At 51.7% G+C, this 15,250-nt stretch carries 14 protein-coding genes; 7 read left to right on the top strand and 7 right to left on the bottom strand.

What is annotated here, in order from left to right; translation table 11 throughout:
- Positions 1-27 precede the first annotated feature (27 nt).
- The 3 genes from QQG91_RS06295 to QQG91_RS06305 are packed head-to-tail and all read right to left on the bottom strand — an operon-like array spanning position 28 to position 2,975.
- Positions 28-780 carry a maleate cis-trans isomerase family protein gene (locus QQG91_RS06295; RefSeq protein ID WP_285772117.1) on the bottom strand — a complete coding sequence of 251 codons (753 nt, stop codon included), beginning with the start codon at positions 778-780 and terminating at the stop codon, positions 28-30.
- Positions 781-1,941 (bottom strand): M24 family metallopeptidase, encoded by a 1,161-nt coding sequence (locus QQG91_RS06300; protein WP_285772118.1) that lies wholly within the window; start codon positions 1,939-1,941, stop codon positions 781-783.
- Positions 1,941-2,975, bottom strand: a complete 1,035-nt coding sequence (locus QQG91_RS06305) for a pyridoxal-phosphate dependent enzyme (RefSeq protein ID WP_285772119.1) — start codon at positions 2,973-2,975, stop codon at positions 1,941-1,943. The genes QQG91_RS06300 and QQG91_RS06305 overlap by 1 nt, the downstream gene beginning before the upstream one ends.
- A 172-nt stretch (positions 2,976-3,147) precedes the next feature.
- On the opposite strand from QQG91_RS06305, the gene QQG91_RS06310 reads away from it, so the two are divergent.
- The 4 genes from QQG91_RS06310 to QQG91_RS06325 all read left to right on the top strand — a co-directional run bounded on the left by QQG91_RS06310 (position 3,148) and on the right by QQG91_RS06325 (position 6,889).
- The gene (locus QQG91_RS06310) at positions 3,148-3,624 is read left to right on the top strand and encodes an Lrp/AsnC family transcriptional regulator (RefSeq protein ID WP_285772120.1); all 477 of its coding nucleotides are present in this window, start codon (positions 3,148-3,150) and stop codon (positions 3,622-3,624) included.
- 107 nt (positions 3,625-3,731) lie between these two features.
- Positions 3,732-4,055 (top strand): EthD domain-containing protein, encoded by a 324-nt coding sequence (locus tag QQG91_RS06315; protein WP_285772121.1) that lies wholly within the window; start codon positions 3,732-3,734, stop codon positions 4,053-4,055.
- A 382-nt stretch (positions 4,056-4,437) separates the two neighbouring features.
- A protein-coding gene (locus tag QQG91_RS06320) for an IS630 family transposase (protein WP_285772122.1) occupies positions 4,438-5,396 on the top strand; the annotation gives its coding sequence in 2 pieces (ribosomal slippage) (positions 4,438-4,779 and positions 4,782-5,396; 957 coding nt in all).
- Between the two features lie 546 nt (positions 5,397-5,942).
- Positions 5,943-6,889, top strand: a protein-coding gene (locus QQG91_RS06325) for an IS630 family transposase (protein WP_285772123.1) whose coding sequence is annotated in 2 segments (ribosomal slippage) — positions 5,943-6,284 and positions 6,287-6,889 — 945 coding nt in all. Because the reading frame shifts where the segments join, the coding sequence is not laid out codon by codon here.
- A 246-nt stretch (positions 6,890-7,135) separates the two neighbouring features.
- Here the strand turns inward: QQG91_RS06325 and QQG91_RS06330 are convergent.
- Positions 7,136-7,573, bottom strand: coding sequence for a hypothetical protein (locus QQG91_RS06330; protein ID WP_285772124.1), 438 nt, complete (start codon positions 7,571-7,573; stop codon positions 7,136-7,138).
- A 98-nt stretch (positions 7,574-7,671) separates the two neighbouring features.
- Between QQG91_RS06330 and QQG91_RS06335 the strand changes: the two genes are divergently transcribed.
- The gene (locus QQG91_RS06335) at positions 7,672-8,151 is read left to right on the top strand and encodes a thermonuclease family protein (protein ID WP_285772125.1); all 480 of its coding nucleotides are present in this window, start codon (positions 7,672-7,674) and stop codon (positions 8,149-8,151) included.
- Positions 8,152-8,164: 13 nt separating this feature from the next.
- On the opposite strand, the gene QQG91_RS06340 is transcribed toward QQG91_RS06335, so the two are convergent.
- The gene (locus tag QQG91_RS06340) at positions 8,165-9,700 is read right to left on the bottom strand and encodes a tyrosine-type recombinase/integrase (protein ID WP_285772126.1); all 1,536 of its coding nucleotides are present in this window, start codon (positions 9,698-9,700) and stop codon (positions 8,165-8,167) included.
- A 543-nt stretch (positions 9,701-10,243) separates the two neighbouring features.
- Here QQG91_RS06340 and QQG91_RS06345 point away from each other — a divergent pair.
- Entirely contained in the window at positions 10,244-11,293 is a 1,050-nt protein-coding gene (locus QQG91_RS06345; protein WP_285772127.1) for a glycoside hydrolase family 3 N-terminal domain-containing protein, read from the top strand.
- A 4-nt stretch (positions 11,294-11,297) separates the two neighbouring features.
- Here the strand turns inward: QQG91_RS06345 and QQG91_RS06350 are convergent, their stop codons facing one another.
- Positions 11,298-12,494: a PAN domain-containing protein gene (locus QQG91_RS06350; protein ID WP_285772128.1), complete on the bottom strand. Its 1,197-nt coding sequence runs from the start codon at positions 12,492-12,494 to the stop codon at positions 11,298-11,300.
- Between the two features lie 130 nt (positions 12,495-12,624).
- Positions 12,625-13,680 (bottom strand): site-specific integrase, encoded by a 1,056-nt coding sequence (locus QQG91_RS06355; protein WP_285772129.1) that lies wholly within the window; start codon positions 13,678-13,680, stop codon positions 12,625-12,627.
- 121 nt (positions 13,681-13,801) lie between these two features.
- Here QQG91_RS06355 and QQG91_RS06360 point away from each other — a divergent pair, with 121 nt between their 5' ends.
- Positions 13,802-14,818: a hypothetical protein gene (locus QQG91_RS06360; RefSeq protein WP_285772130.1), complete on the top strand. Its 1,017-nt coding sequence runs from the start codon at positions 13,802-13,804 to the stop codon at positions 14,816-14,818.
- Positions 14,819-15,250 lie beyond the last annotated feature (432 nt).

A 15,250-nucleotide genomic window follows, 5' to 3' on the forward strand; every position in this document is an offset into this window, starting at 1 on the left:
TAGACCGTTCGAACACCAAGGCAAAGCTCAGAGCGGAAGCGGTTTGGTCCAAAGGCGTCCGAACTGTGGTTTTTCAGCCGTCACCCCGCCCAGACGTGCAAGATGCCATGTCAAAGTCTGGTTGGAGCTGAGAACGGGAATGCCGATCTCGGCCTCGAGGGGTGCGATGAGCGAAAGCGTGCGAAGGTTGGTGCAGGACATGAAAATCGCATCGACTTTTTCTTTTTCAACAATGCGATAGGCGGCGTTCCTCAGCGAGTTTTCGTCGATACAGGCAACCCGAGATTCGCTGCTTTCGCCAAATGTAACCGCATGGGGAACGACAAGCCCGCGCCTTTCGAACGTGGCTTTGAGCGGCTCGGCCACCTCTTCGATATAGGGCGAGACAAGACCGAGCCGCGCAACGCCCAAGGCGCGCAGTGCCTCGAATGTTGCGGTAAGTGGGTTCGTCACCGCCTCGGTGTGGGCCGTGCTTTTCACTAGTTCGGCGACGCGGGCCTCGCCGATCACATTCGTGCCCGACGTGCAGCCATAGCCGATGACGGAGAAATGGGCCTCGGTCGGGAGAAGCCGCGCAGCCGCAGGAAGGGCGCGCTCCATCGCAGCCAATGTGTCCACCGTCACCTCTGGGTCCGAAGGGATGCGGCTCAGGTGCAGTTTGGCTTCGGACACCGGAAAAACGGTGCGCAGATCGTCTTCGAGCGTTTCGTCGGCTTCCAGCACGATCACCCCGATTTTGGGGCGTGCGTCGGTTCCAAGACTATAGGGCGAGCGTTCCATCTAGACCTCGATCATGTCAAAGGGTGCGCGTGGCGACAAAAGACGCACGCCGTATTCGGTCAAAAGGATGTTTTCCTCGTGCACGATATAGGTTCCTTCGCGCACCATTGCTCCAGGTTCGAGTGTGAGAACCATTCCCGCGACAAGCTCGGTTGAATCGAGCGGCGTGAAGGACGGCCATTCGGTCAATGTGACCCCGAGCCCGTGGCCGAGCCGACCCCCGCCTGCCGTCACCCCCGATTTTTCAAGCGATCCCACAAGCAGTCTGTGCACGTCACAGGCCCGCATTCCGACTGTCAGGGTTTCAATGACATGTTCGGTCGCGAGCCAAAGCGCCTCGTGCACGCGCTTGGCCTCGCCCGAAATCGGGCCGACGGAGTAGTTGCGGTCGAAATCACAGAAATAGCCGTCTTTGACCGCGCCCGTATCCAGCATGAGGATGTCACCCTTTTGCAAAGGCACCGCAGGGGCAGGGGAGATGACATCGCCGTATCCGTCAGGTCCTGCGCCGCCCGCCGTATAGGACACCCAATCCGCACCTTGCTCGAGCAGTGCGATCTGGAACCTGCGGAATACGCTGTCGAGCGGTTGCCCTTGGGTGGCGAATGCGGGCACCTGATCGAAAGCGCGGCCCGCAATGGAACAAGCGGTTTCGATCTTTTCGATTTCGCGCTCGGTTTTGATTTCGCGCACCCGCTGGACCGTCTGCGTGGCGTCCACAAAGCGTCGCGTCCCGATCTGTGTCCCGACCTTGTGAAAATCGGCCAGCGGCATGCGCAGATGCGTCTCGAGCCCCATCGGAACTCCGATCCTTGCGCCTTGGGGCGTAACCTCGCTCAGGGTCTGCGACAAAAGGGTGACGCCATCGTCAAAGGGATCGGGCGCATCCCAAGTGCGGATATCGGTGATCCAAGTCTTGCCCATAAGATCGCGTCCGATCGAGGGAATGACTGCGACCGGTTCACCCGAGGCGGGCACGATGACAAACCACGGCCGAGCGGGGCTTTCCCAAAACCGCGTCAAAAACCCCGTGACATAAAAGATATCGGAAGGCGCGGTGAGAAGCAGCGCATCGAGAGTATCCTGTTCCATACGTTGTTTAAGTCGGGTCAAACGGCCCTCGAACTCGGCGGCAGGAAAGACGAGCGAGGCGCGCTCCATCAGGCAGCCCCTTCGCTTACGATGGTAAGGACACGGGCATCCGGCGAAAGATCAAGCCCCGCGATCAAAGCCGCAAGCCCCGCGCCGCCCGAAGGCGTTGTCTCGATCCCAAGCTCCGCCAGAACTCTCACCCCCTCGGTCGCTTCGTCTTCGGTGATGGTGCAAGCAAGATCGGCATCCCGCGCCAGTCCTGCAAGCGCAATGAGCGATGGCGTTTTGCAATCAAGGCGGCCCATGTTCGACACGGGGCCTGTCGTGTCGATCGCCCGACCGGCAACAAGGCTTTGTTGAATGGCGGGGGCGTATTCCGGCTCGACCACGATGATGACAGGCGCATCGCCCCAAGCCTTGCGGAAGAGAGCCGCCGCCGCTGCTGCAAGCCCGCCGACCCCTGCTTGAAGGAGGATATGCGTCGGGGGCGTTTGCATTTGCCGGACGGTTTCCTCCGCCAGCATGAGATAGCCTTCCATCACCCGATAGGGCATCTCGATATATCCCTGCCACGAGCTGTCGGACAAAAGCGTCCACCCCTGAACCGAAGCGGCCTCCATCGCTGCCGCCATGCTGTCTTCATAGGTTTCGCCTTGGATCACAACCTCGGCGCCCTTTGCGCGTAGTCGCTCGGCAAAAGCATCGGGAACGGTTTTCGAGAGGTAAATCACGGCACGTGCCCCGAAAAGCGCGGCACCTGCGGCAACCGACAGACCGTGATTTCCCGCGCTGGCGGTGACATAGGTCCGCCCCGATAGCGCCGAAGGCCCCGTGTTTCCAAGGGTCCAAGCCTCGCGCGCGATGGCAAAAGCCGCGCCCAGCGCCTTGAAGCTCCCAAGACCCATGCGGTTGCTTTCGTCCTTGACCCAGACTTCGCTCACGCCGGTTCGGGCGGCAAGCTGTGGGACCTGAATCAGCGGCGTTTGCCGATAGGCAGGGCATCGCCCAAGAAGCGTCTCGACCCCGCGTGCATCATGACAGGGAAGCGGAACGCCAAGATCAAGGGTCTGACCACGTAGCGGGTTGGGGATGGTCTTGGGCAAAGGCTGCTCCTCATGGTTTTCCGGGAGCCTAGCAAATTCACGCTGCCCCTTTTCGGATGATTTGACCCTTGGTGGGCGGATTTTCGGTCATCTCGGTCCCGTTCAGGCCGAATTTCGGCGCGTGATTGTGAATTCTCTATCAATCAGGCCGAAAATCCGATCCAGATGGCTTATGGATCGATTCGACGCCCTTATTCTCGAAGCCATTCAGCGTGACGCGCGCGTCACCGCCGAGGCCTTGTCGCCCTTGGTCGGGCTCTCTGCCGATGCATGCCGCAAGCGGCTCGCGCGGCTCAGATCAAGCGGCTATATTGAAAAAGAGATCGCAGTTCTCAATCCCCAGAAGGTCGGGCGGGGGATCACCTTTATTGTCGAGGTTTCGCTCGAAAACGAACGGATTGCCGATATCGACCGCTTCAAGGCGCGCATCGAGTCCGCGCCCGAGGTCATGCAATGCTATTATGTGACGGGGAGCGCTGATTTCATTCTGATCGTTTCGGCCAAGGATATGGCCGACTACGAAGCTTTTACCCGCCGCTATTTCTTTGCCGAAGAGAACGTAAAGCGCTTTCGCAGCAGTGCGGTGATGGAGCGCGTGAAAACCGGTTTTTTTGTTCCCGTGGTCGAAGCGGCAGAAGAGAAACCGTAGCCTGACTTTAGGAAGTCTTACGCTCTCGACCCATGCAATCCCTTGCATATTTGGGTTCCGGCCTGCACTGCTTGTGCCGAGCACATCCCACACAAGGAAACCGAAAGATGTATATTCGCTGCGCCTTCTTCAAAGGTAAAATCAAAGAAGGCATGGAGGAGAGCTTCCATGCACATTGGCGCGACAATCTCGTTCCCCTCTGGGGCGCTTTCCCGCATCTTCTCGAGCTACGGGTGCACCGCGAGGTTGAAAGCGACGATCCCGAGAGCCCGTTTCCGCTTGTCATGGCCATGAAATTCGAAACCCGCACCCATATCGAAGAAGCCCTTGCTTCGCCCACCCGTTGGGAGAGTAAAGAAGTTTCCAAAAAGCTTTTCGAAATGTTCGAAGGCCACGTGATCCACACGGTGTTCGAAGCGGATCAGTTCTAATCGCCAAAGCAACGCCTCGGCTCATGCAGCGCATGGGCCGCTCCAGCGGCAACCCGCTGATTTTTCATCGCTCTAGGGGGAATATGGCGGAGAGACAGTCCGTCAACTCAATGAAATTTGAAAATTTTATTGTTTAAAATCAGTATATTGGGTGATATTAAAAATCCCTAACCGTAGCGGAACTCGTAGCAAATTTAAAGACAAAGCGAGACTGCATGCTAAGTAGGAGACAACCGTAATTGATACACCTGAATTCACTTTTTGTTCTTTCAGGGTGTAACTGCAAGGTTGCCCGCAGTTAGAGCGTTTCGGTTTTGACGTGAATCGCGGGAGATTCCCTTTTGAGGTCAGATGTGATTCATCCTCTTTGGGAGGATTGATTATGTCGGCACCTTTTCCTTTGGCTCTTCGGTCGCGGTTTCAGAGATTGATTGAAGAAGGGTTAAGCGGGCGCGCTGCGGCGCTGCGTCTTAAATTATCACCTGCAACTGGTGCGCGGTGGGCCCGGCAGGTGAGCATAGAAGGCCATGCCGAACCTGCTCGCCAGGGACCTCCGCCCGGTAAAGGAAAGCTGGCACCACATCAGGCCTTTCTCGAAAAACTGGTTGCACAGGACCCCGATATTACTCTCTTCGAGCTTCGCGATTCACTTGCCGAAGCCGAGGGCGTGCGGGTGCATCATTCCTCCATCGCCAACTTACTGTCTCAGTTCGGCTTCACGTATAAAAAAAGTCGCTGGTTGCCACTGAGCGTCGCCGAGCCAAGGTAAGACAACGGCGAGCGGACTGGTTCAAACATCGACTTCCTGCAATAGCCACCTTGCCGGATCGTGTTGTCTTAATTGATGAAACTGCAGTGAAGACGAACTTGACCCGCTTGCGGGGCAGGTCCCAACGAGGCGAGCGACTGACAATGGATGCACCCTTCGGAAGCTGGGGGACGCAGACGCTCATCGCGGGCCTGAGCCAAGAAGCGCTGATTGCACCTTGGGTCATCAAGGGCGCGATGGACGGCACCGCCTTTGCCGCCTACATCCGCGAAGTGCTGATCCCCGAGATCGCGCCCGGCACAGTCGTAATCCTCGATAACCTCGCCACGCATCGGAACAAGGAGGCCGCGCAGGCTTTGCGCGAACACGGCTGCTGGTTCCTTTACCTGCCGCTATACTCACCGGATCTGAACCCGATCGAACAAGCTTTCTCCAAACTCAAAGCACACCTTCGAAAGATCGGTGCCAGAACCTTCACCGAAGTCTTTGCGGCAATTGGATCAATCTGCGATGAAAACGAACCAGAAGAGTGCTCGAACTACTTCAAAGCTGCAGGATATGTCGCAGGTTAATCTCGAAACGCTTTAAAGTCGACCATCAGTATCTGGTCTTCAGGGCGGCTGACGCCCAAGGAGATATTCTTGAGATCAATTTGCATGAGATTCCAGATTGGTCCCCAGAAATTCCGCGCGAAGACATCGCCCGGATTGTAGCAACAAACGAAACGAATGAAGGGAGGACCACAGAGAATATCCAATAAATAAAACGGCCGGGAAAACCCGACCGCTTCATTTTGGAGAGATAAAGGAAGAGAACTGGTGTCTGGTTGCAGCGATTGGCGTCAAAGCAACCTCAGAACTTAACCTCAAACTCAACTCGCTAAGATGGGTTGAATCTACATCTCTCCAGAGAATCAGGCAAGAGCAAACAACCGAGAAATATAAATTTCTCGGACAGGAGAGATATTATGTCAGCAGTAGGCATAAGTGAGGTGCAGCCGAGCAATCTGCACCTAAGGATACCGCAATGGTGGCTAAAGCGGTTTCAGCTTTCATTGAATCAAATGGGATTCGCGTCGGGCTGTTTTTCTGATTCATCCTGTTTAGGAGGATAAGATCATGCCCAACCTGCTTTCTGCCGATATTCGAGCCCGTTTTGAGTTGCTCTTTGGTCAAGGTTTGACAGGTCGAGAGATCGGTCGTCGATTGATGATTTCCGCGGCATCGGCGTCGCGCCTATCTCAAAAGCTCAAACGGTGGCTGAGCCTGACACCAGCCGATAACCCGCGCAATTCTTGCCATGGCAGGCTGGCCCCCTACCATGTCTTTCTGGTTGAATTGATCCATCAAGATCCAGATATCACGCTCAAGGAGCTTCAGGGTGCTCTTGCGGATGGGCATGACGTGACCGCGTCTGTCTCCGGCTTAGATCAAGCCCTCAAGCGGTTGGGTTATACTTATAAAAAAAGAGCCTCATTGCGGATGAACGCATGCGCGCAAGGGTAAAGCGCGCGCGAGCTGATTGGTTTGCACATCGTGTTCCTGCGATCAGCGCAATGCCTGAACGCGTTGTGTTCATTGACGAAACATCGGTCAAAACCAATCTGACGCGGATACGCGGTCGCTCCTTGAAAGGCACACGGCTGACAGCATCCGCTCCTTTTAGATCATGGGGCACCCAGACACTGATTGCCGGCTTGGGTCCATCCGAATTTGTCGCTCCCTGGGTCATCAAGGGTGCAATGGACGGCCCAGCGTTTGTCGCTAACGTCCGAGACGTCCTGATACCCGAGATCGAACCCGGAACCGCTGTCGTCCTCGAAAACTTGGCCACCCATCGCAACAAAGAAGCCGAGGCGATCCTTCGCGCTCACGGCTATTGGTTCCTGTTTTTGCCGCCCTACAGCCCGGACTTGAACCCCATAGAAATGGCGTTCTCAAAACTCAAAGCCCACCTGAGGCGCATTGGAGCGCGGTCATTCACCGGACTGTTCGAAGCCATCAGCGAAATCTGCGATCTCTATACACCTCAGGAATGCTGGAACTACTTTTGCGAGGCCGGATAGGCTTCTACGTAAAATGGAAACGCTTTAAGGCAAAGGTTTGTTCCAAGGTCCGAAATTTGGAAGCCGTGGCGACAGATTTGCACTCACGGCGAATGCCTGCATCGGGCCGCGAGGGGATGTCGAAGGTTAATTGGCTGCTGCAACCAAGCCGCAGTTGGATTGCATCACTATATTCTGTAGGTCTAGCAGAAGTGGATTGAACATGGGCCCGAGAATGATTTGGCCCACCCCAAGCGATCGACTTCGCTACTGATTGCAATACATCGTGCCACCAAGGAAACCTTCTTCGGGGTTCAAGCCTTCGATCAGGTTTTTGTAGTTGATTCCGAAGAGCCGTATTTTTGAACCGCTTTTGGGATCTTGAATTGACACGTTGATTTCATTCGTGATTTTTCCACTTTTTATCGTCGTCGACCCAATTAGCATAGAGAACGAAGTGGCTTTATCGACTTCTGTGACGATCTCACGATTTAATTCGATCGTAATCGGATCCCCGACGGCAGGCTCTCGGAGAGTAAGCTCAGCGCTCGACTGGTCTTCCGTGAAATCGACCCGTTGAGCCGAGATAAAAGTTTGTAAGAACACGAACTGGCAACTCTCGGCTGCGGCGGTATTGCCTAAAAGGCAGATCAGCAATGTTGTGCCTATTCTATGCACTTCAGACCTCCTCATCACTTCAATCATGCTCGCATCCGCTAGTAGATTGACCTGAGGCCGCCAAAGGGGGAGCAATGCCTCACCATCATGCTGTGCATACGTCAAAAAGACTCTAGATACGTTGAATGAAATTCTGGAAAATTGCAACTCAAGGGAGAAGAAATTTGAAAAAGTCGAATGCCGGTCAACCCATGTTAAGAATTGTTTGCTTTAGCCTCGCGGGGGCCCTTTTTGCATCACCCGTCGCAGCCATTGAGAAATGCGGAAATGGTCAGCGCATTACTTGTGTTGTCGACGGCGACACATTCTGGCTCGATGGCACCAAATATCGAATTGCAGGGTATGACACGCCCGAGCCTCAGACAGGTATCTGTGGTGGACAGTTCGAACGCGATCTCGCGGCCCGTGCCAGTAACAGATTTATCGATTTATGGAACACGACAGAGATTACGATTCATCCCAAGGGCATTAAAGGGGCGAGGGGGCGTGACCTGGTGGATGTTTTCTCCAATGGAATAAATATTGGAAATATTCTTGTGTCTGAGGGTCTCGCTCGTGAGTGGCCTGATGGTTGTGAATTCTGGTGCAACGATTGTGGAAACTGACGCTCGTTCTTCACTAAGTATCGCCAAAGGCATTCAAGAGCGCCTCTGGATATTTAGCCCAGTGAGCAGCTGGACGAGTATGCTGACCAAGCTCGAGTTCAGATAGCTGCGGTGCAAGCCAGTTTTGTCCTTGGAGCTCTTCAATGTTTGTTTCAAACCCATAAGATGAGAAATGATCGCGGACTGCTTGTTCGCGATAGCGGTCCGCAATGTGGCCGTAGCTTTCGAAGGTAGTCAAGATACTTCTATGTCCAAGCTGCCGGGAGAGGACTTCAATCGAAAGCCCGTTCATCAGCATATGGCTCGCATAAGTGTGACGTAACCCATGAAAAACGAAGGTGCTGTCGAGACCTGCTCGAGCTCGAGCGACGTTGAATTGTTTCGAATGCTGCCTCCTCCATTGCTTCGTATTGGCTGACAGTAAAACGAGGTCATCTGCGCTCTTGCCTTTACATAGCCCATTGAAGAACTCCATGCCTTCTTCTGGAAGAAATACAAACCTGCCGTGACCGAGCTTGAAGGCGCCTATCCGAATTCCAAAGCCACCTTTGCCGATATCTTTTACCTTAATCCGAGCCAATTCACCAACTCGACAACCAGTATACAGTGCCGCTTTTATCAGTGTCTGAAGAGCCGGAGGGCTAAATTCGAGGAGGGCTGATATTTGGCTCTGGTTTAAGAATTGGACCTGCGTGAAACGGATGACAGGGACGCGGCGCAAAAGGCGGATTTTCCTTTCATCTGAGATAGTTCCATTTTCATACGCATAAGTAAGAGCTGATCTAAGCAGACCGATCACGACATTATAGGTGCGCTTGCGCTTTCGCAGTTCATCGGGGTTGAGGTCAGAGTGCATATCATTGATGTGATGCGGCATGAAACCAAAACGTGCCGGGGTGTTGACCACTTGTCTGGCAAGGAGGACGATGTGCTCCGCGGTTAGCTCTTCGATCGCAATCGAACCAAAATTTGGGATAACGTGATAGTTCATTAGAACCAATGCGTTGTAGTAACCTTTCGGGGTTCGGCTCAACTGACACCACTCGAAGTAATCTCTAAGCACCGATCCAATTGTCGGAACGCTGTTAGGAAGCGGGCAATATCCAATCTCTTTAATTCTACCTCGAACGCGCGCATGTGATGCTTGAGCCGGAACCTTTGGGTCGTTGAACCAAATCAGTGCACTTATTATGGCTTGCTCAAGAGTGATACCTTGGTGGCTTCGAAGTGAAACAGGTCCAAGAGCGTGTTGGTGATATTTCTTGTTGGCATCAAGATATCTAGCGATCCAAGTGCAGGTTCTCTCGTCCGGTCGATAGACGCCTATATGATACCCCGTCATTAATCCGTAAAAGTAGGGGTAAGTTCTCGGGACCAGGAGATTAATTTCCTCTTGGCGATTAAATGGGCATTCTTCAAGTCTGCACTGCAATGACAACCAGATTTGACGCATTGAAGCAGGAACTTTGTCGGGCAGCCCGTCTCTTTTTATAGTTTTCTCGGAGATATTACTCGTTGAAGATTTCGCTTTGCCTTCTACAAAACTCATAGGAATACCTCTTTGAACCAAGTTGTGTGGGATGGATAGTCCAAGGTGGTCATTAACAATTCGTTAACAATTTGAATGAATATTGATGGAATGATTGTTTCAGAACCAAGATCGACAGTTCAATGTAAATGTTCCCAAAGGGTTGCTGAGCTTGAGAAGGCTCTGCTGGAATATATAGCGAGGTATGGTCTAACGGAGGCTGCTAGGGTTGCGTTTGAGGGTGATCTATCAAGCAAAAACTGTTCCGGTCGACAGGCCCAATCCTAGCAAGGCAGTATGTTCGGTCTCAGAGTTTTTCAGGATCTTCCTAAGATCGTCATGTTTCTCGTTATTCCGCCGGCACAATTAATCGCGACTATATTTTTGCGCTCTACCAATTGATCGATCCTCGGAAAAATGTATTACTTCATGGTTCAGGAGTAGGTGTTCCAACATAAAGAAAACCCCTCAAGGCGTTATATTTAATAGATAATAATTTTTGGAGTTGAAGTGCTAGCCAGGCGTCTTTTCCTTTCTGGGGCCTCGGCCTTTTGTCTGCGGCCCTTGTTTGCAGCTGAGGAATACCAATCTGAGGCTGATGCGATTGAGACCGGCAAAGTCATTATCGCTGGTTTTCGCGGCACGAAACCAGGCGATCCGGAAGTCGAACGCGTGTGCGAGATGCTCGCGAGCGGCAATCTTGCAGGCGTCCTACTCTTGGCGCGCAATATTAAGTCTCCAGAACAACTGTTGGAACTTACCTCCAGGCTGAAAGAGGCCGCTGCTGATTTATCGCCAGTCATTGCAATCGACCAAGAAGGAGGAAAGGTCGCGAGACTTGGTCCGGAGAACGGCTTCTTGAAATGGGGCTCCGCATCTGAGATATCGGGATCGGAGATGACTGAAGATGATATGCTCGACTATTTTACTGCGAGAGCTCGAGAACTGAGCTTGGTTGGGATCAATGTAAACTTCGGGCCGGTGGTAGATCTTAATTTAAACCCTGATAACCCGATTATTGGAAAACTCGGTCGATCCTTTGGTGATGATCCTGAGTTGGTTACCCGGATAGCAAAAATCATTGTTGCTGCTCACCGAAACGCGAATGTTGCCACATGCCTGAAGCACTTCCCCGGCCATGGTAGCTCTGTCTCTGACTCTCACATGGGAGTGACGAACGTTTCGGAAACTTGGCGATCCGATGAACTTGAGCCATACTTGCAGATGATCGCAGACGGCTATGTAGATGCTATTATGAGCAGCCATATTATCAACGATAAGCTTGCTCTGCGACCAAATGTTCCTTTCTCGCTTTCACCCGCTTTGAGCTCGGTTCTCAGGGGGGATCTCAAATATGTAGGACCAGTCTTCAGCGATGATATGCAGATGGGTGCGATAACGCAGGGCTATGGGTTAAGCGAAGCGGCGAGGCTCGCAATTAATGCAGGCAACACCTTCTTAGTCTATTCAAACTTTCGCTCTGAGTATGACCTCGACAGTGTTGAAAATGTCAGAAGTGCGATTGAGGTCGAACTCGCATTGGGTGGATTGGATGGGCGCCAGTTACAGGCGCAAATCGCTCTGGCGAATAGTTTTCGGATGAAGCTTTCTTGATGGATTACTTGGGAGCCCAGACCCCCGAAATCACTCCGATACGGTTGTCGAACTCGCCTATGTCATACTTCGGGAAGCACCAATTTTTATTGGCTACCCACGAAAACCCAAGACATGAATCGTTGCGCTCGCAAATTGATCGGCATTGGTCCAAGCTCGTATTTCTCAAACCTTGAGGGAATATGTCGTATCCTCTAATGTCGATTCCCGTTGCCTCCAGGAATGGGCGATCGAAGATGGTTTGGTCAATTCGCGAGTAATCTATTATTGAGCTTATGACATCGTCCGATATCGACATGTTCGTCACTCTGGATTTTGGCCAGCACCAATTTGTAGAGATTACGTAACTCCAAGCTGCGCAACTAGGATTTGATCGGCATATCGCGTCGCATTGCGACATACTTACATTGCGATAGCCTTGTTGGGTAAGGTCGCCCCCAAAGAAATCGACGTTTGGAAAGTTCGAAGTTCCATTGCTAGGGGCCTTAGTTTCTGGCTTGGGTTGCGGAAGTGGTGCCGTTGAGGACGCTATCTCATATCGATGAATATTTCTGAGTTCGAGCAATTCGGAGCGTTTGCGTTCGATGAAAGGATCCACTTCTGCTATGGCACCCAAGAATGCTGCATCGTCTATGTTGCGGCTCAAGCGCAGTTTCTCAGAACCACTGAAGTAGTAAATATCGGTTGTGCCAAACATCTTCTCATACACGAACGGTGGGGTTTCGAATTCGTTCATGATGCCAATAATTTCAGAGGTCGTATAAAGTGTATCTTTGGTGGCCGTGCCAAGGTTTGCGTTCTTTTGATCTTGATCCGGAGTGTAAAATTGGTGAACTCCAAGGTCGCCGATCAGCATTCGAGCATTTCCGCCTAAGAAGACCGTCGCGCAAGATGACTCGCAGTTCCAACCTCCAGGAACATATGTATTCAAATTGTTGTCGTGGATAATGGAGGCAATCTGAAGGCCTTCGTAGAGATTTCCGCCCGGGCTACCCAAGACCACTAAGTCGATATCGTGATTGCGCATCGCTCGCCTAAGTTCAAACGAGTCATTTTGTTCAATCTTTCCCAAAAGGAAGATGGCTCTCGGGGTATCGCTAAAATGATAAAGACCGCCGTATCGCGTTGTCTCGGCTTTGAGTGCCGGTGACATGAGGCCAAGCAGGAATACTATGCTAATGAAGACTTTAGCCCGTTTCATGCGCCCCTCCTTTGGCTGTCTCAATTTGATGCAAACACGGAACTAGGGCTATTTCAAGATTTTACGCTCATAGCGCTGGGAAAGGATGTGTGTCGACGCCGAGACCCAAATCGCTCGAAGCTTTCTTCTATCAATTGCTGCGAATATCCTGGGACTTATGGTTGCTTATCCACGGCGCGGGTTTTTCCACGAGCCTCACAGTTTCAACTTCTGTGGTTATCGCCCGAACGTAACTATTGCGGAAATTTTTCGGCCAGGCACCGCTACGCCTCGCGTAGTGTCGCTCGGCGGTAGCGGTTGAACAGTGACCTGCTAACGCAGCAATCGTTCGAAGATCGACGTCAAAGCCAGCTTCAGCTCTTTCATGGAGCGTCTGCTTCATGTTGGCTATGAATTGGTGTCTTAAGGTATAAAGACATATCAATGACTTGCGCTTCGGAAACACCCGCTGACAGGAGCGCGCTAGCATCGCCCTGATCCGTTTCAGGGTCTTCGGATAACCTGCGGCCAGATCTGGATCGTGATCCTTTAAGGGGGAGGCCCAGCCGACGGTAAAGGCAATCGCTTCGATGACTTTGTTCGGCAGTCGAGTGAGATTGATTGTGCGACTGGTCCCATTTGCTCGATCATTGGTCGCCTTTGCATTGCTTACCTTTAGAAAAAGGGCGGCATTTTCTGGCGATCTTAATAGCCTCGCGCTTGGCCACTCGCAGGGTCTGAGACCAGTATGGAGCGTGGCCGTCATCAGATGATAAAGACGTTCACGGTTGAGATTTTTTAACGACCTTCCGATGTCCTTGTGAAGCTTTTCAAAGTCTTCTGGTGTCACGTAACGGGCTTTTCGAGCGCTAGTCCTTTTGAGTCTCGTATCGAGCTGAGTTCCTGCAATGACTTTATCGGCTTGCTTACCAAAGATTATGGATTGCAGAACATCCTGATAGTCGGGGTTCTCGAGAATAACGAAGAGGATCGCTGCTTCATAATTTCGCCAAGTCTGTGGTTTGACTATAAGCTTGATGCTCAGCAGGAACTCTCCAAAGTCCCTTTGATCAATCAGAGCGTCGTTGCCCAACCCTTTTTCTCTCCGGAACCTAGCTTCGAATTGCCTCCAAGTATTTCGGTAACGCTGCGCTGTTGCCGCTGTCATTGATGGCTCGACACCACCGGTGAATTGCCCAGTCTTCATGAGATCCTCCATGCTTGGAGGGAAACTGAGAAAAATTTTGCAAGAAACCTAAAATCTTAAACGTTTCTTGCATCTTACCGACCATGTCTCATGCGAAAGAGCGGCGTGGTGCGAGTAGGAGATGACGATTAGTGCAATTACTCTAAGAGGCGAGGATAGGATAAAAGCTCAGGATGATTATGTCCTGAGCCATCTCCTGGACGATGAACGGCTCCGAGATTTGTGGACCAAAAATGGCGCGCTTTCGACACGCTGCCTGCAGCACTACCGCTTAACGCGAGAACATGATTTCGCAGCTTTGATTGCTTATCACTATCAAGCAGCAAAAGAACTAGGGTCGAGCTTCTTCCACATATCGTTGCGCAACCCGGTGAGCGCAACACTCGAGGATTTGCTTGAAAAGAGAGATATCGTTCGAAAGGCGAAGATCCATATTTCAGCAGCACTACAGGGCTTTACGAACGCAACACCCATCGCCACGAAAATTACTGAGACCGAAAGTGCCGGTTTGGGGCAACTCGAGTTGAATATGGTGATGTTGGTCGAGGTCCAATATTTTTCAGAGGCTGGTAATAATAATTTTGGCAGGCAAGCACTTCGTGAAGCAGACGACATAAGGTTTCACTTAGGCGATCACTTCGTTGTCGAAAAGGTAGCAAGCCTTGAAAGTCTGGTTTCTAGAACAGTCAAAATGACTGAAACCAGCTTCCTGAGTAAATTCACCGGTCCAGAAATTCGCAGCTACTACGAGCTTTGCTATCGTCGGTGTTTCAATGAGTTAGGCGGCACACTTCAGTCTTTAAGTGAAAGCTTGGATGCACTTAATCGCAAGCCCGTATTGAGACGAATTAATGGCGAAAGGGTTGTGGAACTTGTCAGCGTCTCCCGACGCAGCAATTCGCGGCAGAGAGGCAAGAGTAAGCATGAAAGTATCGATGAGGAAGTCGATCTTAGCTGGATTGCTGACGAACCAGTATCACCGGAAGATGCCGTTATGCCGAGGTGCAATGACGATAACTTCGAAAATTGCATTACGTTTTCGGCTCCAACAGTCGGTCGGAACCTAAGCCTATGTCCGCAAACGGCTGGGATTTTCTTTGAAAGAAGCTTTAAGTTATTGAAAGATGGAGGAAAATAGAAACATCAATCTGGTTGGAAGCCAGGTAGAGACTGATTGTATCGGTTATGTCAGCTAGGTTGGCTTCGGCATACAAAGGCTGTTTGGCAAAAATGTAGTTCATACTGCGCACATCCTGCACCTGTTTAGTTGCGGGCTTTGGGTTATTTCTTAATATTATATAGTTGCAATCTTTAGTGAGTGTTGTTGGCGTATAGCGCTTTGGCGTCCAAGTTGGGTTTGGGTGAATTTTTCAGTTGGGGTAAATTGAACCCCAAAACAGGGTAACAACGCCACTGTGAGCCATCCTGAAGGTAGTTGATGTCGATGAAGAGATCATCGGTCTAATCGACGTTGAATCCGAACTTCAGGGCTGGAACCATGGATCAGGTTCTAAAAGCCGCCAAGATCGATAAGACCGCACGCAATCGTTTGAACCGAGTCGGGGTTCAT

This window comes from Marivivens sp. LCG002 (assembly GCF_030264275.1).
Lineage (GTDB): Bacteria > Pseudomonadota > Alphaproteobacteria > Rhodobacterales > Rhodobacteraceae > Marivivens.